At 64.6% G+C, this 22439-nt stretch carries 22 protein-coding genes; 6 read left to right on the top strand and 16 right to left on the bottom strand.

The window, feature by feature from the left end; all coding sequences use genetic code 11:
• The first annotated feature begins 182 nt into the window (after window positions 1-182).
• The 3 genes from OYT13_RS20470 (at window position 183) to OYT13_RS20460 (ending at window position 1904) form a co-directional block, all read left to right on the top strand.
• Window positions 183-809, top strand: a complete 627-nt coding sequence (locus tag OYT13_RS20470) for a hypothetical protein (protein ID WP_033999081.1) — start codon at window positions 183-185, stop codon at window positions 807-809.
• 12 nt (window positions 810-821) lie between these two features.
• A complete protein-coding gene (locus OYT13_RS20465; protein WP_033999083.1) occupies window positions 822-1454 on the top strand; it encodes an RES family NAD+ phosphorylase in 633 nt (210 codons plus the stop codon).
• A gap of 84 nt (window positions 1455-1538) precedes the next feature.
• Window positions 1539-1904 carry a DUF3742 family protein gene (locus OYT13_RS20460; RefSeq protein WP_033999086.1) on the top strand — a complete coding sequence of 122 codons (366 nt, stop codon included), beginning with the start codon at window positions 1539-1541 and terminating at the stop codon, window positions 1902-1904.
• An 11-nt stretch (window positions 1905-1915) separates the two neighbouring features.
• Here OYT13_RS20460 and OYT13_RS20455 read toward each other — a convergent pair whose 3' ends face one another.
• The 16 genes from OYT13_RS20455 to OYT13_RS20380 all read right to left on the bottom strand — a co-directional run bounded on the left by OYT13_RS20455 (window position 1916) and on the right by OYT13_RS20380 (window position 15960).
• Entirely contained in the window at window positions 1916-3436 is a 1521-nt protein-coding gene (locus tag OYT13_RS20455) for a conjugal transfer protein TraG N-terminal domain-containing protein (protein ID WP_033999089.1), read from the bottom strand.
• Window positions 3437-3451: 15 nt separating this feature from the next.
• Window positions 3452-3820, bottom strand: coding sequence for a hypothetical protein (locus OYT13_RS20450; protein ID WP_033999091.1), 369 nt, complete (start codon window positions 3818-3820; stop codon window positions 3452-3454).
• Complete coding sequence (locus tag OYT13_RS20445) at window positions 3817-5211, bottom strand: integrating conjugative element protein (protein WP_033999093.1); 1395 nt, start codon at window positions 5209-5211, stop codon at window positions 3817-3819. The genes OYT13_RS20450 and OYT13_RS20445 overlap by 4 nt, the downstream gene beginning before the upstream one ends.
• A 9-nt stretch (window positions 5212-5220) precedes the next feature.
• Window positions 5221-6168 carry a TIGR03756 family integrating conjugative element protein gene (locus OYT13_RS20440; RefSeq protein ID WP_033999095.1) on the bottom strand — a complete coding sequence of 316 codons (948 nt, stop codon included), beginning with the start codon at window positions 6166-6168 and terminating at the stop codon, window positions 5221-5223.
• Complete coding sequence (locus OYT13_RS20435; RefSeq protein ID WP_033999097.1) at window positions 6165-6611, bottom strand: TIGR03757 family integrating conjugative element protein; 447 nt, start codon at window positions 6609-6611, stop codon at window positions 6165-6167. Before OYT13_RS20435 ends, OYT13_RS20440 begins: the two co-directional genes overlap by 4 nt.
• A gap of 165 nt (window positions 6612-6776) precedes the next feature.
• A complete protein-coding gene (gene radC, locus OYT13_RS20430; RefSeq protein ID WP_033999098.1) occupies window positions 6777-7271 on the bottom strand; it encodes a RadC family protein in 495 nt (164 codons plus the stop codon).
• A gap of 179 nt (window positions 7272-7450) precedes the next feature.
• A complete protein-coding gene (locus OYT13_RS20425; RefSeq protein ID WP_033999100.1) occupies window positions 7451-8221 on the bottom strand; it encodes a DsbA family protein in 771 nt (256 codons plus the stop codon).
• 24 nt (window positions 8222-8245) lie between these two features.
• Window positions 8246-11119 (bottom strand): conjugative transfer ATPase, encoded by a 2874-nt coding sequence (locus OYT13_RS20420; protein WP_033999102.1) that lies wholly within the window; start codon window positions 11117-11119, stop codon window positions 8246-8248.
• The gene (locus OYT13_RS20415; RefSeq protein WP_033999104.1) at window positions 11119-11559 is read right to left on the bottom strand and encodes a TIGR03751 family conjugal transfer lipoprotein; all 441 of its coding nucleotides are present in this window, start codon (window positions 11557-11559) and stop codon (window positions 11119-11121) included. Before OYT13_RS20415 ends, OYT13_RS20420 begins: the two co-directional genes overlap by 1 nt.
• On the bottom strand, window positions 11540-12958 hold the full coding sequence (locus tag OYT13_RS20410) for a TIGR03752 family integrating conjugative element protein (protein WP_033999105.1): 1419 nt from the start codon (window positions 12956-12958) through the stop codon (window positions 11540-11542). Before OYT13_RS20410 ends, OYT13_RS20415 begins: the two co-directional genes overlap by 20 nt.
• The gene (locus OYT13_RS20405) at window positions 12948-13865 is read right to left on the bottom strand and encodes a TIGR03749 family integrating conjugative element protein (RefSeq protein WP_033999106.1); all 918 of its coding nucleotides are present in this window, start codon (window positions 13863-13865) and stop codon (window positions 12948-12950) included. The genes OYT13_RS20410 and OYT13_RS20405 overlap by 11 nt, the downstream gene beginning before the upstream one ends.
• The gene (locus OYT13_RS20400) at window positions 13862-14554 is read right to left on the bottom strand and encodes a PFL_4703 family integrating conjugative element protein (RefSeq protein ID WP_003821110.1); all 693 of its coding nucleotides are present in this window, start codon (window positions 14552-14554) and stop codon (window positions 13862-13864) included. Before OYT13_RS20400 ends, OYT13_RS20405 begins: the two co-directional genes overlap by 4 nt.
• Complete coding sequence (locus OYT13_RS20395; RefSeq protein ID WP_023095488.1) at window positions 14551-14961, bottom strand: TIGR03750 family conjugal transfer protein; 411 nt, start codon at window positions 14959-14961, stop codon at window positions 14551-14553. Before OYT13_RS20395 ends, OYT13_RS20400 begins: the two co-directional genes overlap by 4 nt.
• Window positions 14962-14973: 12 nt before the next feature.
• Entirely contained in the window at window positions 14974-15333 is a 360-nt protein-coding gene (locus OYT13_RS20390) for a TIGR03745 family integrating conjugative element membrane protein (protein WP_023095489.1), read from the bottom strand.
• 16 nt (window positions 15334-15349) lie between these two features.
• Window positions 15350-15583, bottom strand: coding sequence for a TIGR03758 family integrating conjugative element protein (locus OYT13_RS20385; RefSeq protein ID WP_003050225.1), 234 nt, complete (start codon window positions 15581-15583; stop codon window positions 15350-15352).
• Window positions 15580-15960 carry an integrative conjugative element protein, RAQPRD family gene (locus OYT13_RS20380; RefSeq protein ID WP_033999109.1) on the bottom strand — a complete coding sequence of 127 codons (381 nt, stop codon included), beginning with the start codon at window positions 15958-15960 and terminating at the stop codon, window positions 15580-15582. Before OYT13_RS20380 ends, OYT13_RS20385 begins: the two co-directional genes overlap by 4 nt.
• Before the next feature lie 207 nt (window positions 15961-16167).
• Between OYT13_RS20380 and OYT13_RS20375 the strand changes: the two genes are divergently transcribed.
• The 3 genes from OYT13_RS20375 (at window position 16168) to OYT13_RS20365 (ending at window position 22423) form a co-directional block, all read left to right on the top strand.
• The gene (locus OYT13_RS20375; RefSeq protein WP_023095491.1) at window positions 16168-16365 is read left to right on the top strand and encodes a helix-turn-helix domain-containing protein; all 198 of its coding nucleotides are present in this window, start codon (window positions 16168-16170) and stop codon (window positions 16363-16365) included.
• A 62-nt stretch (window positions 16366-16427) separates the two neighbouring features.
• Window positions 16428-19340 carry an SNF2-related protein gene (locus OYT13_RS20370; RefSeq protein WP_033999112.1) on the top strand — a complete coding sequence of 971 codons (2913 nt, stop codon included), beginning with the start codon at window positions 16428-16430 and terminating at the stop codon, window positions 19338-19340.
• A complete protein-coding gene (locus OYT13_RS20365; protein ID WP_033999115.1) occupies window positions 19337-22423 on the top strand; it encodes a TrlF family AAA-like ATPase in 3087 nt (1028 codons plus the stop codon). The genes OYT13_RS20370 and OYT13_RS20365 overlap by 4 nt, the downstream gene beginning before the upstream one ends.
• Window positions 22424-22439 lie beyond the last annotated feature (16 nt).

Below are 22439 nucleotides of genomic sequence, written 5' to 3'. Positions count from 1 at the left end.
GTGCGGTTCCAGCGTCAATGGGGAACCCGCCGGAATGGATTGGACGGCGAGCCGGGGCCGGTCGCGGCTCTATGCTGGGTTGACGCCGCTTTCGCCAGGCAGGCGTGAAAGGCGACAAAGTTGACAAACGAGACAAGGGAGACTAGAGTGAATCCTGTCTCAAACCTGCCTGGGAGATCACCATGCCCAATGCCACTGAATTCATTGCCGACCGTCTGCCGCGCGTCACGGTGGAGGATGTGCGCCGCTTCGCCGATACCGTCGAAATCCGGGATGCTACGGCTTTCGCGGCCGAACTGCAGGCGTTCGTCCACGAGCGTGTGGAGGCGGTGAAGCTGCCCGCCGGCCTGGAAGCGGAGACGGTGCGAGAGGCCTTGGCACGCAAAGCGGGCGCGCTGCGCGCCGAGACGCGCTGGGCGCCGAGCGAAACCGACGTCCAGCGCGGCCGCGCTGCGCTGCTGGAAACCTTCAACCAGCCGCACAACCTGGCGATCCCCGAGTACGCCAAGCTGGCGGACAAGTCGCGCCAGCAGATCTACAAGGACATCCTCGCGCGTCGGCTGCTGGCGCTGAACGTGGGGCCGCGCGGCCAGAAGCTGCCCGACTGGCAGCTCGACCCGATGAAGCAGCAGTTGACCCAAACCGTGCTTCAGGAGGTCGAGGGCATCGACCACTGGACGATCTACCGAGCGCTGTCCGAACCGCTCGAAGGCTTGGGCGGTCGCTCGCCGGTGGATGCGGTGACGCATGGCACGATCGACGACGTGGCCGAAGCCGTGTTCAACGTGCTGGGCGTCCAGGTGCATTGAGGCAAGACCGCCATGAGCCGCGAACTGCCCTTGTTCCTGATCGACGCGGGTGAACTGCTCCAGCACGTGAGCCGCGTCGCCTATCAGGGCAGCCCGCTGAACTATGGCCGCAGCAGCACCAATCGCTACGACGACCCGGAGCGGACCTACGGCGTGCTCTACCTGGGCCGCGACCTGCCCACGGCGCTGATGGAGTCGGTGTTTCACAAGCACCAGTGGCTGGCGGACGAGAAACGCTCGATCGCGCTGAAGGAAGTCGCGAGCCGGCTCGTGCGCGCCGTGGGCGTCCTGGACGACGTGCGCCTGGCCGATCTCACGGCCGAGGGTGTCATGGCGGGCTACTTCGGCCTGAACCTGGAACAGTTGGCCAGCCGGGACTACACGCACACGCAGCGGGTATCTACCCAGGTGCACGCGATGCTCGGCGATGACGGCCAGCCGCTGTTCGACGGAGTGCTCTATCCGTCGCGCAACAACTATCCCGCCAAGAGCATCGCCCTGTTCGAGCGTGCGGCAGCAAAGGTTGGCGTTGTCGATGACATCGACCTGGTGGACCATGTGGACTGGCCGCGCTTCGTTGCCACGTATCGCGTCGGCGTGGAGCCCGATCCCGGCCCGGTGGAACCGGATGACGAAGCGTCCTGAAGCAGCAAGAGCGCACATTGAAGCCCCAAGCAGAATGAAATGAACCAAACTGGAATAGGCATCCCTCTGTAGCAGGAGACGACCATGAACACCACGACCCGCATCAGCACCGCAGAGCGCCTCGGCCGCACCTTTGGCCGCGGATGGCGCGCCTACGCGCACGGCGAACGTCGGGCGTCGAACTGGTTGGTGTCCAAAGGGGTGCCGGCGGCCGTTGCCACCGCGCTCGTGTGGGTGGTCAAGCTGTCTGTGGTGGGATTGCTGCTCTACGTTGCTTTTTGGTTCGCACTCGTGTTGTTGGGCGTCGTGGCGGCGGCGTGGGCTGCTGCTGCCAATACCTCTGACGAGGACGAGTGGCCTTTCACCGATCTCACAGAACTGCGCAAGACACCGGGCTACGATCCCAATCTGTACAACGATACGTCGCACGAGTTGTACACCGACGACTGACGGACTCCGGGCTACTTCAGCTTGCCTCCCGTCAGTGCCCCAGCCCCCTTGCCCCCGGCTTGGCCGGCGCTCTTGCTGCCGTCCGACAGCCCCTGAATGGCATGTCCGGCCCGAATTCCAACCCAGGTCAGGCTTGCCAGCCAGAATCCTGGCAGCACCAGGAACATCGTGCCCGCGACGAACATCAAGAGCATGTCGCCGAACGCATTGTTCAGCCCCACCAGCGGGTCGAAGTTCGTGTGTGGCCGGTTCCAGCCAAAGCCCCAGCCATAGAGCGCATCGAGGATAGTGCTGTCGATCCAGCGAGCGAGCTGGAACCAGAAATCCACGAAGAACAGCGCGAATTGCACGACGCTGACCGTGACGACCGTCTTCAGGTCATAGGTGCCCACGACCAGCACGAGTGGGATGCAGATGACCAGCGCCATCTTGAGCAAGGCGAGGACCATGGGCAGAGACTGTCTCACGACGTCCATGGCGGGAAACGCAGCAAGCGCACCGACTGCCATCCCAACGTCCCCCGTGGCCCGTGTCACGATGTTCGGCAATGTCTTGTCGATCTGGCCGCCATAGTCCGTATAGACGCTACCCTGGTTCAACTTCTGCTGCCTCGGTGACGCGATGGCGCGGATTACTGAGTCGTCCACGTCGGCCCGGCTCAGGAATCCGGCCCAGCTCGCCAGGCGATTCAACAGGCTCGGGTCCACCCGACCCAGCAGGCGTGACCGCAGGCCGTTGCTTCCATCGCTCCACCACTGGCGGCAGGTCGGGTAGCCGCCACCGCTCGCTACCTGCGCAAGCCCTGCGTCGCGGGTGCTGTCGTAGGGCCAGTCCTCGCGTGGCGTGCTGGAGCGATAGGTGTCGTAGTAGCCGCTCGTGTCCGTGAAGAAGCGCGAGCCGATCCAGGTCACGTCGTGCATCTGCGCCTCATCGAGGTTCGGGCGCTGCATGAACAGCTTGGCGCGCGCAGCCCCATAGCAATCCCGCGAGAAATCCGCCACTTCCTGGGCCAGCACCGGGTCGTCGATGCGCGTCGCGTCGATCTCCATGCGCATCTGCCGCAGATCGGTGCCGCAGGGAATCGCCGCCACCGATGCGCCCGTGACGGCGCGCGAGAGCGCGTGCATGAAAGCCCACCAGACCGGCACCTTCGCCGACTGGCTGTTGATGGTGCTGAAGGACTGCGACCAGCCGGTCTCCGTAGGCTGCGGCACGCTGACCTGGCACTGCGCCGAGCGCGAGCTGTCGTACTGGATGGTGTTGAGATCCACGTCGATGAACGGGATGCCGGCGAACATCACCACCACGATGGCCACGAACACCCGGTTCTCGATACGCGCGGCCGAGAGCACGCCTTTGTTGCCCTCGTCGGCACCTTCCGAGCGGGCCTTTAGCCACTCCTGCACGATGATGGCGACGAACGGCAGCGCGAAGACGCCACTGGATACCAGCACGGCCCAGATGCCGTTGTGGACGATCCAGGACACCAGCGTCAGGTAGTACTCCAGGTAGTCGGTCGTGAAGAGCGTCATGGTCCGAATCTCCCCTCAGCCCTGCATCAACAGGCTGGCTTCCAGCGCCACGATGGCGACGACGCCCGCGATCTCGCTGCGCATCAGGCGGCGCCGTGCCTGCCCATCTGTCCCGTCCTGGTCTTCACGCGCCAGCAGCCGCCGGCGCATCCAGACCCAGCCATAGGCCGTCGCCCCGTAGAGGCACAGCCGCCAGATGAAGAAGTACCCCGCAGAGGCCGCCAGCCACCGCTCCCAGCCGGCCACGCTGCCGACCAGGTAGATGCCGGCGATGTTGGCTCCCGCCGCAGCGGCGACGATCACCACCGTCCACAGCAGCGCCTTCGCCGCGCGCCGGCTGAACAGCCAGCGCAAGGGGCGCCAGGTCATGCGCACCGCGCTCATGGCCGATTCCCCGGATTGCCCTTCTGCAACTGGTCGAGGCGGTCGGGCACCGGATCGCCCTCGTAGATGCCGCGCGAGCCGGCCGCGCGCGTACCGTGGCGCTGGATGATCGCCATCGGCGAGTTGTTCGCCAGCTCGCGGCGCAGCTCCAGCTCCGTTTTCAGGTTGCGAATCTCCCGGTCGAGCGTGTCGCTCTCGTGGTTCACGGCCTCGACCGCCAACTCGTTCGCCGCGACATTGGGCTCCTTCTTACCCGTGAGCAGCGTGCGCTGGAGCAACAACGCCTTCTCCAGCACCGACGACAGCGCCACCTCGGACGCGAGGCGCCGCGCCAGCAGGTCCTGGTCGGGCTCGTCGCGCAGCGCCTCGATGACGCCGCGCGTGATCGGCAGCGACGTGCTGCCGGCCTCGCGCAGGTTCTCGAACGTCGTGTTGCGCGTGCCGGCAATCAGCTCCTGCAGAACTTCCAGCTTCGCCTCGTACTCCTCCTGGATCAGCGGCGTCAGCCCGACGCCGGGCACCGTCTCGGTCTTGGTGCAGGAATCGCACGTGCGCTGCACCTGTTCTCCGAGGACCCGCGTGGCCCATTCGGTTGCCTGCTGCGGCGACGTCCACGTCTGGCAGGAGAGGCTCGCGCAACTGGCGGGCGAGATGGAGGACGTGTCGGTCACGCCGCGCCCGTTGACCAGGTTGTAGCCCGCGCGGGTGACGTCGCCGACCACCCGGATGGCGGACTGGCCCGCGCCGCCGGCATTGCTGCCGCCCACCCAGGGAACGCCGTCGTTACCGCGGCGCGTCTCGGCCTGCTCGATCGCAGACACGGCGTCCGTGCTCGATACCGCGTCCCGCAGCGCCATGCCTTCGGCCACCTGGCTCCATCCGAGTTGGCCGCCCGCCGTCTCGGCCATCTTCTCGGCCATCGCGCGGCACGTCAGCTTGGAGCGGTCGAAGTCCAGCCGCGCCTGCAGCACGCCGTTGGTCAGCAGGTTATACAGGCCCGGATCGGCGCGCTGGATGATCAGCGCCGGCAGGGACGCCACCGCGCTGGTGGCGCTCTGGATCACGTTGCTCATGATCTGCTGGAAGCCGTTCGTGATGCCGTTGAGCTGATTGCGCAGCGTGGTCTGGATGCTCATGTCGCCGCAGATCAGGTTGCTGTTCCACCCCACGCCGACCCCGATGGAGCGCATGCCAGCCGCGCGGCCCATGGACACCGCGCTGCCGCCGCCGATCGAGTACATGACGTCATCGCCAATGACGGGGCCGCTGTTCTGGTATCCAACCTGCGCCCATGCCAGGCCGCAGACCAGGGCGAGCGTGCCGGCCAGTGCCGTCGGGCGCAGAACACGGCACGCCTTGGTGGACAGGTTCTTCGGTTCAGGACGCTTCATCGTGGCACCTCAGAGGAAATCGACGCTGCCGAGGAACACCTGGCCCCGACGTTCGCAGCACGCATAGGGACGCCACAGCGCCCAGGCGTAGTCGCCTTGCTGGGCCTGGGTCAGCGTGCCGCTGTGGGGGAACACCACGCAGGTGTTGGACAGGCGCGGCGTCAGCTCCTGCCACTTGCCGGTCGAGGCATCGCCTTCCATCAGTGCGCCGGCCGGCCAGTAGCCGTCACGGGCGTTGGCGAGCAGCGGCTGGTACACGTGCAACTGCCCGCGCCGCGTGACGACATCACCGGCGCGCTGGGCCACGACGGCCCCGGACTTGTGGTCGTCGGTCTGGTGCAGGAAGCCGCCGCGCGGATAGACATTGCCCCAGAGGTTCATCGTGGTGCGCGCACCCACCTCGCGCCGGCCCGGGATCAGCGCCTCCGGGTAGGCCATCTCGGGCACGTTGTAGCGCCAGGCCAGCGTGTCCAGGGTGCTGAGCAGATACGGCATGAAGGCCGTGCCCGCGCCTTGGCAGAAATAGCCCGAGGACGAGGCGAACTGGTTGAACACCTCGCCGCCGGGATGGCCGATGACATCGGCGTTCTTGAATTTGGCGAGGTTGTTTTCGTGATCCTCGTTCGTGGTCCCATCGCCGCCGGCCTGTGCGGAGGGATTGGGCGTGCTCATCGCCTGCACCTCGACCCAGGGGTTCTCGCCGGTGTTGCTGTAGCTGGAGACGACCGCATCGGGCACGTAGTGCCTGACCTTCACGGAGGTGCGCACCGAGCAGCCGCCATAGGTGCAATACAGCCAGTAGCAGATGCCCACCACCCGGTACTCCAGGCAGTCCGGCGACATGACCGACGAGACGATGGTGGCAGTGTTCAGCGCATAGCTGCCCGTGGCGCTGGCCAGCAGCAGCGAGGCCACGGCCACGCGCAGGCGGCGCAGCAGATTGAATGGGCGCGTCATGGCTGCGTCCTCCGGTGCTGCTCAATGCGCGCGACGGCCCGGGCGACGTCCGGCTCGCCATAGACCACATAGCGCTGGTCCACCACGACGGCCGGGATGCTGGTGATGCCCAAGCTCCATGCGTCGGTCACGCCCTGGTAGGCGGAAGCGATGCGGCGCTGGAGATCGGCGCCGCCGGTGCTCAGCCGGCGCTTGACCATGGCTGTCGCCTGGTCGGGGTCGGTAGGCAGGCTCGCGGAAAGCTCGGCCTCGATCCGGGGTCCTTCGTCCAGCTCGATCAGCCGCTCGCCACCCATGATCTTCACCGAATGGCGGCTGTCGGTGACGACCAGCACGTCGGCGGCGAAGGTGGCCGGGCTGAGGACGGCCAGAGCCGCCGGCAGGGCCACGGCCAAGCTAAGGGTTCGCCAGCCTGGCGCGAACCTGGAAAAAGCTGCTGGCATGTCACGCGCCCCGAAAAGTTGATCAGGGCCATAGTCAAACGCTGAACCCCATGTGGCCCCAACAAACAATGCGCATCGCGGCTACCCCGCATACCTGCTTGTGTCGGCGCAAAGAAAAAAGCGGAGGCCGAAGCCCCCGCGTTGATCGACGAAGCGATGCGACCGTTACAGCAGGCCCGACTCCGCAAAGGAGAACGGCGCGCCTTGGCCGACGATGATGTGGTCCAGTACCCGCACATCGATGAGCGCCAGCGCGGCTTGCAGTTGCTGGGTCAGCATGCGATCCGCGCTCGACGGCTCGGAGACACCCGAGGGATGCTGGTGGGCGAAGACCACCGCGGCGGCATTCAACTGCAGGACACGCTGCACAACGACACGCGGATAGACCGACGTCGAGTTGATCGTGCCCTTGAACAGCGGCTCGTAGGCCAGAACCTGGTGCATGCTGTCCAGGAACACGGCAGCGAATATCTCATTGGGCTCAGCGACCAGTTTCAGGCGCAGGTAGTCCCGCACGGCGGCCGGTTGGCTGAGGCACGGTCCAGCTTTGAAGATCCGTCTCTCCAGCAGCACGATGGCTTGCTGGATGATCCAGTCCTCGTGCTGGGCAGCGACGGCGGAAAGCGACTCCATAGAGGAGTCATTGACGACGAAAGACATGGCGAACCTCCAGACGGTGAGATCGGAGGACGCGCGCCCTGGAGGGCAAGCCCTCCTGGGGATGAGAACGAACAAGGTGCATCCATCACCACGGCTGCGGTGATCGTCCGCGGCCAGGATGCGAAGCGAACGGGTCGCGGTCAGCGCAGAGGCCTGCGCCGTAGCCTTGAAGACCGGGGCTACCTGGGCATGTCGCCGACGACGTCGGCAGGCATTTCCGATTCCGATGTGGGTGTGGCGGCGGGATCGTCGGCCGCCAGCATGTCCATGGCCGACAGCAAGGCGTCGCCCTCGATCGGCCCCTGCAGCAGGATTGCCTTGCCGGTCTGGCGATCGTGCAGCCGCAGCGACGGCGTGGCGGTCACGCCGCTGTTCGTGGCTTCCGCCGCTTGGGTGCGGATCGGCGCATCGGGCCGCTCGCTCGCCAGGCACTGCTCGATCGCTGGCGTCAGGTCGGGGTAGCGAAGGCCCTCGGGCAAGCCCTGGCTGTCGCTGCGCGTGTGGGCATAGACCCATTCGACGGCCTGCCAGAAGGCGGCATGGCCGCCGGCTTCGCCCGCGCATTCCGCCAGGCGCGCTTCGGCGGACGCGGCCGGCTCATGCGCGGCCAATGGCAGGTGGTGCCATTGCAAGGCCACGTCGGCGTTGCCGTCCACCCAGCGCTTGAGCACCGGAAAGTAAGAGCGGCAGAACGGGCATTCGAGGTCCGCGTAGAGCGTCAGCGTGAAACGGCCGTCCGGGTTGCCCATCTGCCACGGAGGCCCAGCCACCTGCGTCTCGCTAGACGGCGCCGAAGTCTGAGGCGTGGACTCGCCAGGCGAGCGGGATACGAGCCAGATCAGCAGCAGCGCAACCACCACGGCGGCCAACGCCCAGGGCCAGCGGGGCCGCCAGCGCCGACGGCGGAACGCCTGGACCTGCATCGGAATGGATGGGCGTTTCTGTTCCATGGCGTTCTCCGGTGTACGGCAGAATCAGGGCAGGTCCAGGGCCGGCGACTCGATGCCGCGCGCCCGGTCGATCTTCTCGGCCACCTTGAAGGCGGCATCCAGTTCGCTGACCCCGTGCTGCTGCATGAGCTGGTAGCGCTCGGCCTTTTCTTCGGGTTCGGTCTGCGCAAGCGCGAGGTACAGGCTCGGCGGCACGGCGCGGAACAGCACTTCCATGCTCTTGGAGAGGATGACGCCTTCCGTGAACTTGCCGGCCTCTTTACGGGCCGAGAGCATCAGCGCTTTCTGCGCTTGGCTCAGTTCGCGGAACCGCGCGATCTTCTCCACTTCATCGGGGGGCATCGACAGGCAGATCCACCACTCGATCATGTTGAGCATCGGCTCCGCGGCGCGCGGTAGGTCGTCGATATTTTGTGTAGCTAGCCAGTACCAGGCGCCCAATTTGCGCCACATCTTGGTAATTTTCACGGTATACGGCGCGAGCAGCGGGTTCTTGGTGATCACGTGACCTTCGTCGGTCACGTTGACGATCGGGCGGCCCAGGTACTGGTCGCGCTCGGCGATGTTGTTCACCGTGCTGATCAGGCTGATGTAGGCGATCGAGAGCTGCGCGTTGTAGCCCTCGCGGGCGTAGGTCGCCAGATCGACCAGCGTGATGTCGGCCTCGGGCCACGGCGTGCCGTCGCGGTCGAACATCTCGCCGTCCGTGCCTTGGCAGAACATGTCCATCGCGTCCGCCATCTCCAGCAGCCGCACACGGCGCATCTCGGGCAGCGTCGGGTCCTGGCCACGGTTGCGCAGCGCATTGCGCACGTCGCGCGTGAGTACGGTGCGCTTCTCCGCCACGCAATGTTCGGCGGTGTCGAGGATGCACTGGCGGATCAGCGAGCGATCGGCCCGCGTCATCCGCGCCTCTTCCTTGTCTTCGCCGCCCGTAATCATCAGCCGTGCCGTGATCTCCAGCTCGCCCAGCACGTCGCGCTGCTCGTCCGCATCCATGGCCGAGGCGTCCGGTGGCAGGTCTTCGTCCAGTGCATCGGCATCGAGCGTCTGCACGTCGCTGGGCGTTTCGATCAGCCGGCGCGCGTCGGCGAACGGCGCCAGGCTGATGCCCGAGCCGGGTGCCAGCTTGACCCGGTTCACGGTCAGTCCCAGACGCTTGGCGAAGTCGCTGAAAAGCCCGAAGGAATTTCCAGCCTCCACGATGAAGAGGCGCGGCCGATAGATCGCGGTGATCTGGTTCAGCAGGTTGTTGAGCGTGGCGCTCTTGCCCGAGCCCGTGGGACCGAACAGGAACAGATGGGCATTCATCTGCCGATCCAACCTGTTCAAGGGGTCAAACGTAATCGGGCCGCCTCCGCGATTGAACATCGTGATGCCGGGGTGCCCCGTGCCCTGGGCACGGCCCCACACCGGCGATAGGTTCGCCGCGTGCTGGGCGAACATCAGTTGCGTGTACCACTTCTTCCGATCCTTGCTGGGGTTGTAGCAGCACGGCAACCAGCGCAGGTAGCTGTTGAGCGGCGCCACCTCGTCGTCCTCGCGCACCGGCTGCAGGGCGGCGTTGAGCATCACGTTCGCGAGATCCAGCCCGCGCCGGTCCAGCTCCGCCTCGTCGCGCCCGCGCAGATAGAACGCCAGCGTGCCCCGATAGAGCTTGTGTGCGCTGCCGATCAGCGAGCGCGCCTCGTGCACGTCCTTGAGCGTCTGCTCCGACGCCAGCGTCTCGCCCACGGCTTTTTTCGCCAGATGGTTGAGGTCCGATTCGAGGACGTCCTGCGGCGTGGCGACCATCGTCAGGCACATCACCGTGTCTTCGGGCATCTGGTCGAACAGTGTGTTGATCGCATCGCCCTTGCGGGTCTCGCCGGTCAGGTGCCCCGTGCCGGGCGGCATGCGCAGCCGGTCGGTGACCAGCACGCGATGCGGCATGCCATCGAAGTACCAGGCCCCTTGCGCCACGTCCGAGCGCGGCTGACCGAAGAACAGCCGCTGGCTGAAGTCGCGCCCGCTCGCCAGCTCGATCTCGCCGTCTTCGGTTTCGTCGGGATAGCGGGCCAGCGCATAGAAGCGCTCCCGGTCCTCGGCCCCAGGTCCGAGCAGCGTGGGACGCGGGTTGAACCACCGCAGCAGCCAGTCGTGGACATCCGCGGCCACCATGCGCCGGGCCTGAATGCCGGCGTTGGCCAGGCCACCGCACAGGCGGTCGCAGACGATGCTGAGCATCTGCTCGGGTGTCTGGCCGCGGCGGTTCGCCTGGCCCTGTCCGGTCGCGCGGCGGTACACCACCATGCGCACACGCCGCGTCTGGCCGCGCCAGCGCAGCCGCGTGACCACCGTGTCCTCGAACAGGCCGCCCGGCTTGGCCACCGAGCGCAGGTGGTGGCCGAAGAAGCGCAGGTAGAACTCGGTGAATGCCGTGCCGCACGCACGTGGCTGCACGTAGTCGCGCAGGGTCTGCATGTACTGGTCGAAGCTGGGCTCGTCCTGGGCGTAGAGCTGGAGCACCCAGGGGTTTTCGTCCAGCTCATCGAATGAGTCCTGGAGCGCGTTCTCCAAGGCGTCGCGGGCATGCGCGAGCCAGCCGGGTTCCCGGCCCTCGGTGCCCAGCGGCACCAGCTCGTAGAAGGCAGCGACCGACTGCCCATCCTCCAGCAGCATGGACTTCGACTGCGGCAGGAACTCCACCCAAGGCAGCAGTTCCGCGAACGACGGTGCGACGTCGTACAGCGCCTGCTCGTCGGCTACCGTCGCCGGCCTGCGGCCCTGGACCGCTGCACCGGGTTCGGGGACGCCGGCCTGGCGCAAGGCCTCGACGTGGCGCTGCCAGCCGTCCGGCTTCTCTTCGTCGCCGGTGCCGGATGCGGCCAGCTTCGGCCAGGGAAGTTTCCAGCGCATCAATAGTCCTCCAGCCGTTCACCGGGCATGGCGTACTGCACGCGCTGGTACAGCGGGAAGACCGTCGTGTAGCCCGGAACCGGCACGGGGTCCGTGCCCGCCAGGTGCGGGTACACGTACATGACGAGATCGGGATTGGGCAGGCGCTGGAACTGGCGATAGACCTCGCTCTGCGCCGTGCGCGTGTAGCGCATCTGCTCGGCGGGCGCGGCCTGCACATTGGCGTCGGTCAGCGGCCGGCGCAGGCTCTGGCGCGCGTCGAGCAACTGCCGGCGGGCGACCTGGCCGGTGCCACTGCCGCCGCCACCCGTTTCCTGCTGCCAGACGTCCATCATGGTGCGGTCGCTATGGGTCAGCAGCTCTTCCTTGCTGGTGGCGCAGCCGCCGAGCACGACGACGGCGAGGGCCAGCGCGAGGCCCTTAATCGAGTTCGAGCGCATGGCTTTCTCCTGCACGGTGATCGACGCGCCTGCCTTCGGGGTCGTGATCGATGGCGAGCGGCTTTTCGAGGTGGACGGCGACCTTGGCGCCAGGCTGCACATACACGGCGGCGAAGGCCTGGCCATAGAGCTTGTTGACCCAGGCCGACATGTCCCGCACGCCGCCCGCGAGGATCTGGCCGACTGCTTCCTGGCCGCTGATGCCCACGGTGCCGATGGCGCCGTCCGGGCCGACGTAGGACATGCGGCCGCTGTCGCTTTCGATGAGCGAGGCCACGCCGGCGCCGGCCGCGGTGATCAGGGCCTGGGAGCCGAGGTACTGCTGGGCGTTGCTGCGCCGCTCGCCGCTGACGCAGGGGATGCCGTGCGGGTCGCTGATCCAGCCCAGGCCGTCGCGCTGCTGGTTGTTCTGCTGATTGCCTTCGCGGTCTTCGGGGATCGTGCGGATCGTGCCGTCGTGGAAGACGAAGGTGATGCTCCGCACCTGACCGCGCACGCATGAAAGCGTCCAGTCGCCCGAGGCGGTTCCGCTGAACACGGCACCGGCCACGTCGGGAATGTCGATGCCATTGGCCGTGAGGTTGTCCGGCCCGACCAGCACCTTGAAGGGGTACGGATCGTTCACCGTCCCGTCGATCGGCACGCGGCCGATCAGCGCCGTCATCGCGACCGACCCCATCAGTGTCGAGTTGGTCGGCACGGTATAGACCGGCTTGGCGCTCTTGACGCCTGCCGTACGTGCGCCGGCGTTCGCCACGGTTTCCGCGGTGGTTTCCAGCGTGCTTTGCGCCGGGCCGAAGCTCGTCGGGAAGCTCATGCCGCTGCCCGCGCCACGACCGTTGTTGCGGCCCTCGGCCTTCTTCGCATCATCCGGTTCGACCCAGCGCATGCCGCCTTCCATGCCGGCCTCGTCGCCATCGCGCAGCCCCAGGCCCACGGGCAGATCGGCATGGCCGCCGCCGCGCCCACCGATGCTGTCCAGACGCCGCTGCAGGTCGGCGAGCAGCCCTTCGGTCTGCTGGCGCGCACTGGCCGCCTGTTCCTGGTCGCGGCGCAGGTTGGAGCGCTCGGATTCGAGGGCCGAATTGATGCGCTGATCGATGGAATTCTCGCGCTGGCGCAGCCGCTGGTTTTCCTCGCGCTGCGACTTGTTGTCGGTCAGCGCGGTCTGAAGCTCGGTGCGCAACTGCTTCACCTGGGCGACGAGCGTTGCCACGGTATCGCGGGGGGTATCGCCTTCGATGCCCAACGCCTTCATTTCCTCCGGCGTGAGCTTGGAGCCGGCATCCGCGGCGGGCGGTGCCGACGTGCTTCCGCCGGAGAACAGCCGGATGGCAACGAACAGCACCAGCAAGGCGACCGGGATCATCAGCCACTTGAGCAAGCCGTTACTGCGCATGGCGGGTCTCCTTGCCGTCGCCGGCTTCAGCTTCCGGCTGTGGCAGGTGCGCAGCCGGGTCGAAGCGGTGGATCGCCGGCAGCACTGACTGCGCCAGGCCGCGCCCGCGCGTCACCAGGTACAGGACGGTCGTGTCCTCGGGCGTCCCGCGGGGGCCGAGCGCTTCGTGCTGGAAGGTGGCGGTGAGGAAATCGCCTTGCAGAACGCGCGGGTCGAGCGTGACCCAGCCGCTGCTGCTGTTGATCAGACGCACGGCGGTGACCCACTGGTCTTCCAGACGCCACGACGCGAGCGCGACCGCGCGCACCGGCAGCGTCGGGATCAGCGTGCCGAGGTCGAGGTCGCGGCGCAGGTTCACCCGCATGACGCCGGGCAGCGGCTCCACGGTGCGCAGGGGCGCGTAGAGGTTCTGCGCAGCGAAGCGCGTCAGGACGACCGGAATCGGCGTCTCGCGCCGCGCAGCCCGAGCGACTGCCTGGCCCTGGGCGCGCGCCGGGGCCTCATCGGCACCGCCTGCCTGATCGCCATAGCGCGTCAGGGTGCTGCTGCCCTCGACGATGCGCACCGGCTCCAGCTCGGCTTCGCCGTCCTTGGGCGGCTCGGCCGCGATGTCGAGCAGGATCAGCGCGCCCGTGTCGGCGTCCTGCAATTGCAGCCGTGTGGGCTCGATCGGCTCGCTGGCCCGCAGGTACACCGCGCCACCCGCGCTCTGCACGCGCAGGCGTTCGCCCACGCCCGCAGGCACGCCCACGCGGACGTTCCGGTCGATGAACACGATGCGCTCCTGGCCGACCTTCAGCGGCACCGCCAGCGGCATGCGCTCCCAGCGCAGAATCTCCACAGCATGGGAGACGGGTGCCGCGGCCGCGGCCAGCAGCCCCAGCAGCACGAGTACAGGATGCTTCATGGGGTGTTTCCTCCTTGGGGCGCTTGCGGAGACAGGCCGCCAGGCGCCGGGCGCGTCGGCTCCGGGGCGCTGATGCGCTGGGGCGCACCGTCGTAGCAGTCCAGCGCCAGGCCGAACGGGTTGCGGGCGGGATCGACGTCCACCCGCGTGACCTTCACCGGGTAGCGCACGAGCGCGCGCTTGACCTGCTCGGCGCCGTAGTACTCGTCGGCGGTGATGTCGAGCGTCACCACCCAGTCGCGGTCAGAGACCACGCGCACGCGCGCCGTGGGGTCGTCGCCGTAGCCGCGGCCGGGGATTTCATAAATCCCGCGCACGCGCTGGCGCAGTTCGCCCGTGCTGCGGCGGTAGTCGTAGTCCGCGCGCAGGAAGGCCTGGCAGGACGGGGTGAGATACGGCGAGAGCGTATGGAGGTTGCGCGGGTAGTCCTCTTCGCCGTTCGTCGGCCAGCGATTGAGGGTCTGGAACACGTAGAACGTGAACGCATAGACCGATTCGGGCGGCACTTCCCACCACTTGCGGGTACTGCCGGAGCGCAGGTCGGGCGGGACGTGGATGGTCAGGTCGCGCGGCGCGCTCCACCATCCACCGCCCATGACTAGGGCGACGATGACAAGCGCGCCAGCACCCAGGCGAAGCGTCTTGATGTGCGCCTGCAGGTGGGTGATCTCGTTCTTGAAGCGGCTCATCGTGTCCCCCTTGAGGCAGACCTTCGGGTGGTCCAGAAGCCGGAGCGCGAGATCAGCACGTGGCCGCTCACCCAGCCCGCCATCAGCGGATGGCGCGTGGCGATGCGCCATTGCAGTTGCCGGTACAGCCAGGTGTCGGGACGCCCGCGCTTGAGCCGGCGCAGGATGCCGCCGCCGATGAAGACGCCCAGGGCCACACCCAGGACGACGAACGTCGGCGCGATGGCGATCGTGCGGAACGCCCAGGACAGCGGCGCGCCGACCAGCAGGCCGGCGGCGCCGGACAGGCCGCAGCAGATCCACAGCTCGTCGGCGGTCAGGCCGCGCACAACAACGGGATGGCGGTTGAGCCGGTGCGGAAGGAACGTGACCGTCCCGTCCGCACGGACGTGCTGCTGCTCGGACATACCGGCCTCGCCTTACAGGATGCCGGTGGCTTCGGTGAGCAACCAGATGCCGATCACGAGCAGCACGGCACCGATCGCGACGGTGAGGCCGAACTGGCCCCAGGTCTTGCGGCCGGTGTGGATTTCCGCGTAGGTCCCGTAGGCGTGGTAGCAGACGCCGATAAACATCGACGCCACGACCAGGAGCGCCACGAGCATGATGATGTCGTAGCCGTAGTTCCTGATCGTTTCCATGATGCCGTTGCCGGTGCCGCGGGTCGGGTTCTCCAACTGCGGCAAGCCTTGCGCAAACGACAGCGCGGGCAGCGCGGCGGCGCCCAGTGCCACAGCGGCGCGCTGGGCAAGACGGGAATGGAGGATGCGGTTTTGCATGGTCGTGCCTTTCAGGTCAGGAGAGGAGGAAGAAGCTCAGGACGAGGTACATCGCGACGAAGCGGATGCAGACTCCGAGGAACTGGCGTTGGTTGAGGCGGCTCTCGGACCACCCCACGTAGGCCGTTCGGATGGCCCAGACGCCCCACACGAGCAGGACCGCGAACACGACGCCGACCAGGACGGTCGCCATCGCCGAAGGTGCGATGCCGCTGTTGGCTTGAAATGCCGAGACCTGGGCGCCGTTCATTGCTTGGCTTCCGTAGTCGTCGGCGATGGCGAGGCGGCCCGCTCGGTGCGGTAGTCGCCGGCCAGTTCGGAGGGGTCGCGCGGCTGGGCACGCGACGGTGTGAGATGGGCCTGGATGCCGGCGCGCACGCGCGCCAGGTCAGCCAGCAGCCGCGGGTAATCGAAGTGGTAGCGCTCGCCCGGCTGGATGGGGGCACGCGCGGCGCTGTCGGCTACGGTGCGCTCCAGCGCATCGAGCTGGCGCAGCGCGGCGACCAGCTCCTGGCGCTGTGCGGGGGACTCGGCCAACGCCATCGGGGACTGACCCAGCAGCAGGGCCGTCACGAGAAAAATGGGCACGCCGCGATGCGCGGCGCGCTGCCAGACCGGAGCCAACATCGCGCCATTCCTGTGTGATCAGCAATGGCTTGATCGTGGAGATCAGGGCGACTTCATGCTGCAAACAATAGGAACTGCGCGGTAACCGGGTTATCGAGAGCTTCGAAACTCGCCAACTGAATAGTGGCCTGCAACAAGTGTTCGTTAGTAGAATTGAGCAGACTTGGCAAACTAAGGCTATGAAAGACCAACCGAGAAGGTTTGCAGATGACTGATGCCGAAAACGAAATCCTCACACTTGAAGAGGTGGCGGTTTACCTCAAAGCAGGAAAAAGGACGGTCTATCGCCTGGCTCAAAAGGGAGAGATTCCCGCGTTCAAGCTGGGGGGAACCTGGCGCTTCTGTCGTTCTGATCTTGAGCGCTGGATTGCCGAAAGCACCAACAAGCAGAAGCCGGGGGCTTGAGTGAGTTTTTGCCACACTTGCCACCACATCAAGTCCGGGACAGGACAAGGGGAGAATCACCGTTGACGACGCAGCAACCTTTGACGCCGTATCAAAGCCAGTACGTCGCGTGGCTGCTCACCCGTCGCGCGGCGGGCGACACCGTTGAATCGCTGGCCTCGACACTGGTCGATTCGCAGGTCGATCTCAACCCGCATCAGGTTGACGCCGCCCTTTTTGCCTGCCGCAACCCGCTTTCGCGTGGCGTCATACTGGCCGACGAAGTGGGTCTTGGCAAAACCATCGAGGCAGGCTTGGTGATTTCACAGCGCTGGGCGGAGAGACGGCGCAAGGTGCTCATCATCGTCCCGGCCAACCTGCGCAAGCAGTGGCATCAGGAACTGCAGGACAAGTTCAGTCTGCAGGGGCTAATCCTCGAAGCCAAGAGTTACAACGCGGCCCGCAAACAGGGGCAGCAGGCCCCCTTTCTGTCGGAATCCGGCCCGATCATCTGCTCCTATCAGTTCGCCAAGGCCAAGGCCAAAGATATCAAGGAAATCGAGTGGGACTTGGTCGTCTTGGACGAGGCCCATCGCCTGCGCAACGTCTACAAGACCAGCAACGTCATCGCCAAGACGCTCAAGGACGCAATGGCGCACGTCCATTCCAAGGTGCTGCTCACGGCCACACCCTTGCAGAACTCGCTGGTGGAACTCTATGGTCTCGTCAGCATTATCGATGATCGTGTATTCGGCGACCTTGACAGCTTCCGCGCGCAATTCACCTCCAGCGGGCGCGATCAAGCCTTCGGAGCATTGCGCGAACGGCTGGCCACCGTCTGCAAACGCACCCTGCGCAAGCAGGTGCAGCCTTACGTCTCCTACACGGCGCGCAAGGCCATCGTGCAGGAATTCACCCCGTCAAACGAGGAGCAGGAACTGTCCCGCCTCGTCGCCGACTACCTGCGCCGCCCCAACCTGCAAGCGCTGCCGCAAAGCCAGCGGCAACTGATCTCCCTCGTCTTGTGGAAGCTGCTCGCGTCCAGCACGCACGCCATTGCGGGCGCGCTGGAAACGATGGCCAAGCGCCTGCAAGGCGTGCTCGATGCATCGCCGGTGGTCGATCTGACGGACGAGCTGGACGAGGACTACGAGTCGCTCGATGAGGTTGCTGACGAAAGCGGCGCAGAGGATTTCGCCGACGGCGAGGACGACCCGGCAGCGGATGCGGCCGGGCCTAGCCAAGAGGAGCGCACCGCCATCTCCAACGAGATCGACGAGCTGCGCCACTTCAAAACGCTGGCCACCAGTATCCGCGACAACGCCAAAGGCAAGGCGCTACTCACGGCCTTGGACAAAGCATTCGCCGAACTGAATCGGCTGGGCGCGGCCAAGAAGGCCATCATCTTCACCGAATCCAGGCGCACGCAGGATTACCTACTGAGCCTGCTGGCGGACACGTCCTACGGCGACGGCATCGTCCTCTTCAACGGCACCAACAGCGACGCCCGCGCGCAGGCCATCTACAAGGACTGGCTCAAACGCCACGAAGGCACTGACCACATCACCGGCTCCAAGACCGCCGACACGCGCGCCGCACTGGTCGAGCACTTCAAGGAACGCGGCACGGTGATGATTGCCACCGAAGCGGGCGCGGAAGGCATCAACCTGCAGTTCTGCTCACTGGTCATCAACTACGACCTGCCGTGGAACCCGCAGCGCATTGAGCAGCGCATTGGGCGCTGCCACCGCTATGGGCAGAAGCACGACGTGGTAGTGGTCAACTTCGTGGATCGCAGCAACGAGGCCGACGCCCGCGTGTACGAACTGCTGGAGCAGAAATTCCAACTGTTCGACGGCGTGTTCGGGGCCAGCGATGAAGTGCTGGGCACGATTGGCTCCGGCGTGGACTTTGAACGCCGCATCGCTGACATCTATCAGAACTGCCGCAACCCGAGCGAAATCAAGGCCAGCTTCGAACAGCTCCAACTCGACCTCTCCGGCGAGATCAGCGAAGCGATGGTCAAGACCCGACAGATTTTGCTGGAGAACTTCGATGAGGAAGTGCAGGACAAACTCCGCGTCCGCGCCGAGGACAGCCGCAGCGCCCGCAGCCGCTTCGAGCGGATGCTGATGGACTTGAGTCGGGCAGAGTTGGGCGATTGCGCCAGCTTCGATGACGACGGCTTTCACCTGTGGCGCGCGCCGGATGGCATCGAAGGCAGCAGCATTGAAGGCATCGAACTGGGGCGCTACGAACTGCCACGCCGCTCCGGTGACGCGCACCTGTACCGCATCAATCATCCGCTGGCGCTGTGGATCGCGCAGCAGGCCAAGACCCGCACGCTCGATGGGGCCAAGCTGGTGTTCGATTATGAAGGCTATGGCAGCAAGGTCAGCACCCTGGAGCCGTATCGCGGCAAGGCTGGTTGGCTCACGCTCAAGCTGCTTGTCGTCGAAGCCCTGGGCAATCAGGAGCAGCATCTCTTGGTTGCAGCCACCACTACTGACGGCGTGTCGCTGGACGAAGAAGACCCGGAGAAGCTGCTGCGCCTGCCCGCGACCACGCAGGCAGCGAGCCTGTTCAATAACGCAGGCGACGCCACGCTGGTAGCCAACGTGGCAACCCGCAAGACGGAGCTGCTGCGCGACATCAACCAACGCAACCTTGGCTACTTCGAGCAGGAAGTGCAGAAGTTGGACGCCTGGGCCGATGACCTGAAACTCGGCCTTGAGCAAGAAATCAAGGAGATCGACCGCGAGATCAAGGAAGTTCGCCGCACGGCAGCCACCTCGCCCACGCTGGAAGAAAAACTGTCATGGCAGAAGAAGCAGCGCGAACTGGAAGGCAAGCGCAGCAAGCTGCGGCGGGAACTGTTCAATCGGCAGGATGAGGTCGAAGCGCAGCGCAACGACTTGATCAGTCAGTTGGAGGTGCAGCTCCATCAACGGGTGGAAGAGCGCACGCTGTTCACTATCGAGTGGGGGCTGACATGATTACAAAAAGAGATATTTCTCGGGGTGCAATTTGGCGGCAGTGGGATCTGCATGTCCATACACCAGCATCGTTTCATTGGTCGGGAGATAGGTTCGATGTCGATCTCTCTTCTGCAAAGAGCAAGAAGCTGGTCGATGAAATGATCGAAGCCATGAACAAGGCAGAACCGGCTGTGTTCGCGATCATGGATTACTGGACCTTTGACGGCTGGCTTGCACTACGAAAGCGCCTCAAGGACGAGGACGCCCCCGTCCTGAAAAAAACCGTCCTTCCAGGGATCGAACTTCGGCTTGCCGCGCCAATGAAGGGGCGACTGAATGCACACGTACTGTTCTCGAACGAGGTCGATGAACAGGTGCTCAGGGATTTCATATCTGCCTTGCGCATTGAGTTAGTGGACAGGCCACTTTCCGAGCCTGCGTTGAGAGAGCTTGCCAGGAAGGTCGGCGAGGACAAGTTGAAGCATCACGGCTTCAAAAAGGCCGATGTAGATGCTTCCGACGAGAAGGCTCTGCTTGCTGGGGCGGTGATTGCGGAGATCAACGCTGACTCATACAGGGAAGCGATTCGGAAGGTCCCGAACGAGCACGCGATTGGCCTTATGCCGTTTGATACGAATGACGGACTGGCCGAGGTTGGGTGGCAAGAGCACTACGCCTATGCCATGAACCTCTTTCAAACTTCTCCGATCTTCGAGACACGAGACACCGACCTGCGTGGCGCATTTGTTGGCGAGCAGACAGCCGGCAACGCCAAGTGGTTCAAGAATTTTCAAGCAGGTCTGAATAATATTCCGCGCTTGGCAGTCTCAGGAAGCGACGCCCACTGCTTCGTTGGAACACCTGGCGACAACAACAAGCGGGGCTATGGCGACTTCCCCTCCGGGAAAAGGACGTGGATCAAAGCCGACCCGACGTTCCACGGCCTCAAGCAAGCCATTCTTGAGCCAGCGAAACGCTCCTTCATTGGTGACAAGCCGCCCAAGGTTCAAGAAGTCGAGTCCAACAAGACCTTCTACATCGAGTCGATCGAGATCACCAAAACAGGGGACAAGGCTGGCGTTGGGCGGTGGCTGCATGGCTGTGACATCCTGCTGAACCCCGATCTTGTCGCCGTTATTGGGAACAAGGGAAGTGGCAAGAGTGCATTGGCGGATGTCATCGCGACGCTCGGCAACTCCAAGCAGTCCAAGCACTTCAGCTTCTTGAAGAGGGATCGCTTTTGGGGCAAGACCGGCGAGCCCGCTCGCCACTTCACCGGAACGCTAACCTGGCGAGACGAAAGCACCGAGTCCAGGCCGTTGAATGAGTCACCTTCAGAGGAGAAGGCCGAGCTTGTTCGCTACATCCCGCAGGGCTATTTCGAAGAGCTTTGCAATGAGCACGTATCGGGTAAGTCGAACGCATTTGAGAAAGAGCTGAGGTCAGTGATCTTCTCCCATGCGAGCGAAGAAATGAGGCTTGGCGCACTCGACTTCGATCAGTTGACCGAGCAGCAGGAGCAATCGCTCAGGAACCGATTGGGTGAATACCGCAAGGAACTGACATCGACCAACGCAACCATCGTTCGCATCGAGGAGCAGCTTCAACCCATTGAACTGAAAAAACTCACTGATCTGCTCCTGCTGAAGAGCAAGCAGATCGAGGAACACGACAAGCTGAAGCCTGCGGAGGTTGCGGTGCCGACCGAAGCTATGAGCCCCGAGCAGAAACAAGCGGCTGAAGGCTTGGCGGCAGCAAGTCAACAGGTGGACGCTGCCAGAAAGCGCAGCCAAGAGATCGCTGGCGAGACCACTGAACTGGCCAAACGTCAAAAGGCCATAGGAAATATTCGTGAGCAGTTGAGATTGCTGCAACGTGCTTTCGATCAAGCCGAAAAAACCGTCTCCGACGATCTCAATCTTCTTGGCTTCGCTTGGTCCGATCTTGCCGCCATCGACATCAAGACCGCCGTTCTGGAAGAAAAATCGACCGAGTTGGCGACGAAGCAAGGCGAGATAAAGATCGAGGCTGAAAAACTGGCGGAAGTCCTCAATTCCGCCACTGCAACCCAGCAAGGTTTCACCGCAAAGTTGAACGCGCCGCAACAGCAATATGAGGCCTACCAGCGCCAGCTTGCGGAATGGAACACGAAGCGCGACGAACTCATCGGCTCAATCACCGACCCTGAGACCAAGGTCGGCTTGGAAACCAGAATCGAGCAGATCGAGGAGCTTCCGCAGCAGCTCAAGGTTTTGGAAGCGAGGCGTTTGCAGTTGTCCGGGGAAATCTTCGATACCCTCGATGCACAGCGGCGTGCACGTGCGGAACTGTTCAAGCCGGTGCAAGACCTGATTCAGAAAAATGTCCTGATACGCGAGGACTACAGGCTGCAGTTCCAGGCAACGCTGGCGGCATCCGCCGACGCCATCGCCGACCAGTTGTTTGCTCTGATCAAGCAGACCGCAGGTGACTTTCGCGGGCAGGACGAAGCACCGGCGACCATCAGAAGATTGTTCGATGGCCATGACCTGAACAGCAAGGATGGGGCGCTAGCCTTCATTGCCTCCTTGCAGGAGAAGGTTTTGGCAGCGGCGAAGGCCTCCGGCTCGGATGCCGGGATATTCAGTTTGCTGAAGAAGGGGCAGCCGGCCGCGGCCGTCTATGACCTCATCTTTGGCTTGAACTTCCTTGAGCCTCGCTACTCGCTCCTCTTCCAGGACACGCAGATCGAGCAACTGTCCCCTGGTCAACGTGGCGCGCTCTTGCTGATCTTCTACTTGCTGGTGGACAAGGGAAAAACCCCCATCATTCTTGATCAGCCGGAAGAGAATCTTGACAACGAGACGGTGTTCCGTCTGCTCGTTCCCGTTCTCTCCGAAGCCAAAAAGCAGCGGCAGATCATCATGGTCACGCACAACCCCAATTTGGCGGTTGTGTGCGACGCCGAACAAATCATCCACGCAAGATTCGACCGCGCATCGGACTCCACTATCCGCTACGAATCGGGAGCCATCGAGAACACGGGGCTGAACGAAGCTGTCGTGACCATCTTGGAGGGGACGAAACCCGCATTCGAGAACCGCTACGGGAAGTACCACTGACATGGCGGCCCTTGAA

It is taken from the genome of Pandoraea sp. XJJ-1 (assembly GCF_026802345.1).
In the GTDB taxonomy this organism is placed as follows: domain Bacteria; phylum Pseudomonadota; class Gammaproteobacteria; order Burkholderiales; family Burkholderiaceae; genus Pandoraea; species Pandoraea cepalis.
Note: the sequence above shows the minus strand (reverse complement) of the source record. Positions and strands in the feature narration are given on the sequence as shown.

Excerpts from the sequence above, each read along its gene's own strand:
- OYT13_RS20470 (WP_033999081.1), top strand. The coding sequence starts at position 183 with ATGCCCAATGCCACTGAATTCATTGCCGACCGTCTGCCGCGCGTCACG.
- OYT13_RS20465 (WP_033999083.1), top strand. The coding sequence starts at position 822 with ATGAGCCGCGAACTGCCCTTGTTCCTGATCGACGCGGGTGAACTGCTC.
- OYT13_RS20460 (WP_033999086.1), top strand. The coding sequence starts at position 1,539 with ATGAACACCACGACCCGCATCAGCACCGCAGAGCGCCTCGGCCGCACC.
- OYT13_RS20455 (WP_033999089.1), bottom strand. The coding sequence starts at position 3,436 with ATGACGCTCTTCACGACCGACTACCTGGAGTACTACCTGACGCTGGTG.
- OYT13_RS20450 (WP_033999091.1), bottom strand. The coding sequence starts at position 3,820 with ATGAGCGCGGTGCGCATGACCTGGCGCCCCTTGCGCTGGCTGTTCAGC.
- OYT13_RS20445 (WP_033999093.1), bottom strand. The coding sequence starts at position 5,211 with ATGAAGCGTCCTGAACCGAAGAACCTGTCCACCAAGGCGTGCCGTGTT.
- OYT13_RS20440 (WP_033999095.1), bottom strand. The coding sequence starts at position 6,168 with ATGACGCGCCCATTCAATCTGCTGCGCCGCCTGCGCGTGGCCGTGGCC.
- OYT13_RS20435 (WP_033999097.1), bottom strand. The coding sequence starts at position 6,611 with ATGCCAGCAGCTTTTTCCAGGTTCGCGCCAGGCTGGCGAACCCTTAGC.
- radC (WP_033999098.1), bottom strand. The coding sequence starts at position 7,271 with ATGTCTTTCGTCGTCAATGACTCCTCTATGGAGTCGCTTTCCGCCGTC.
- OYT13_RS20425 (WP_033999100.1), bottom strand. The coding sequence starts at position 8,221 with ATGGAACAGAAACGCCCATCCATTCCGATGCAGGTCCAGGCGTTCCGC.
- OYT13_RS20420 (WP_033999102.1), bottom strand. The coding sequence starts at position 11,119 with ATGCGCTGGAAACTTCCCTGGCCGAAGCTGGCCGCATCCGGCACCGGC.
- OYT13_RS20415 (WP_033999104.1), bottom strand. The coding sequence starts at position 11,559 with ATGCGCTCGAACTCGATTAAGGGCCTCGCGCTGGCCCTCGCCGTCGTC.
- OYT13_RS20410 (WP_033999105.1), bottom strand. The coding sequence starts at position 12,958 with ATGCGCAGTAACGGCTTGCTCAAGTGGCTGATGATCCCGGTCGCCTTG.
- OYT13_RS20405 (WP_033999106.1), bottom strand. The coding sequence starts at position 13,865 with ATGAAGCATCCTGTACTCGTGCTGCTGGGGCTGCTGGCCGCGGCCGCG.
- OYT13_RS20400 (WP_003821110.1), bottom strand. The coding sequence starts at position 14,554 with ATGAGCCGCTTCAAGAACGAGATCACCCACCTGCAGGCGCACATCAAG.
- OYT13_RS20395 (WP_023095488.1), bottom strand. The coding sequence starts at position 14,961 with ATGTCCGAGCAGCAGCACGTCCGTGCGGACGGGACGGTCACGTTCCTT.
- OYT13_RS20390 (WP_023095489.1), bottom strand. The coding sequence starts at position 15,333 with ATGCAAAACCGCATCCTCCATTCCCGTCTTGCCCAGCGCGCCGCTGTG.
- OYT13_RS20385 (WP_003050225.1), bottom strand. The coding sequence starts at position 15,583 with ATGAACGGCGCCCAGGTCTCGGCATTTCAAGCCAACAGCGGCATCGCA.
- OYT13_RS20380 (WP_033999109.1), bottom strand. The coding sequence starts at position 15,960 with ATGTTGGCTCCGGTCTGGCAGCGCGCCGCGCATCGCGGCGTGCCCATT.
- OYT13_RS20375 (WP_023095491.1), top strand. The coding sequence starts at position 16,168 with ATGACTGATGCCGAAAACGAAATCCTCACACTTGAAGAGGTGGCGGTT.
- OYT13_RS20365 (WP_033999115.1), top strand. The coding sequence starts at position 19,337 with ATGATTACAAAAAGAGATATTTCTCGGGGTGCAATTTGGCGGCAGTGG.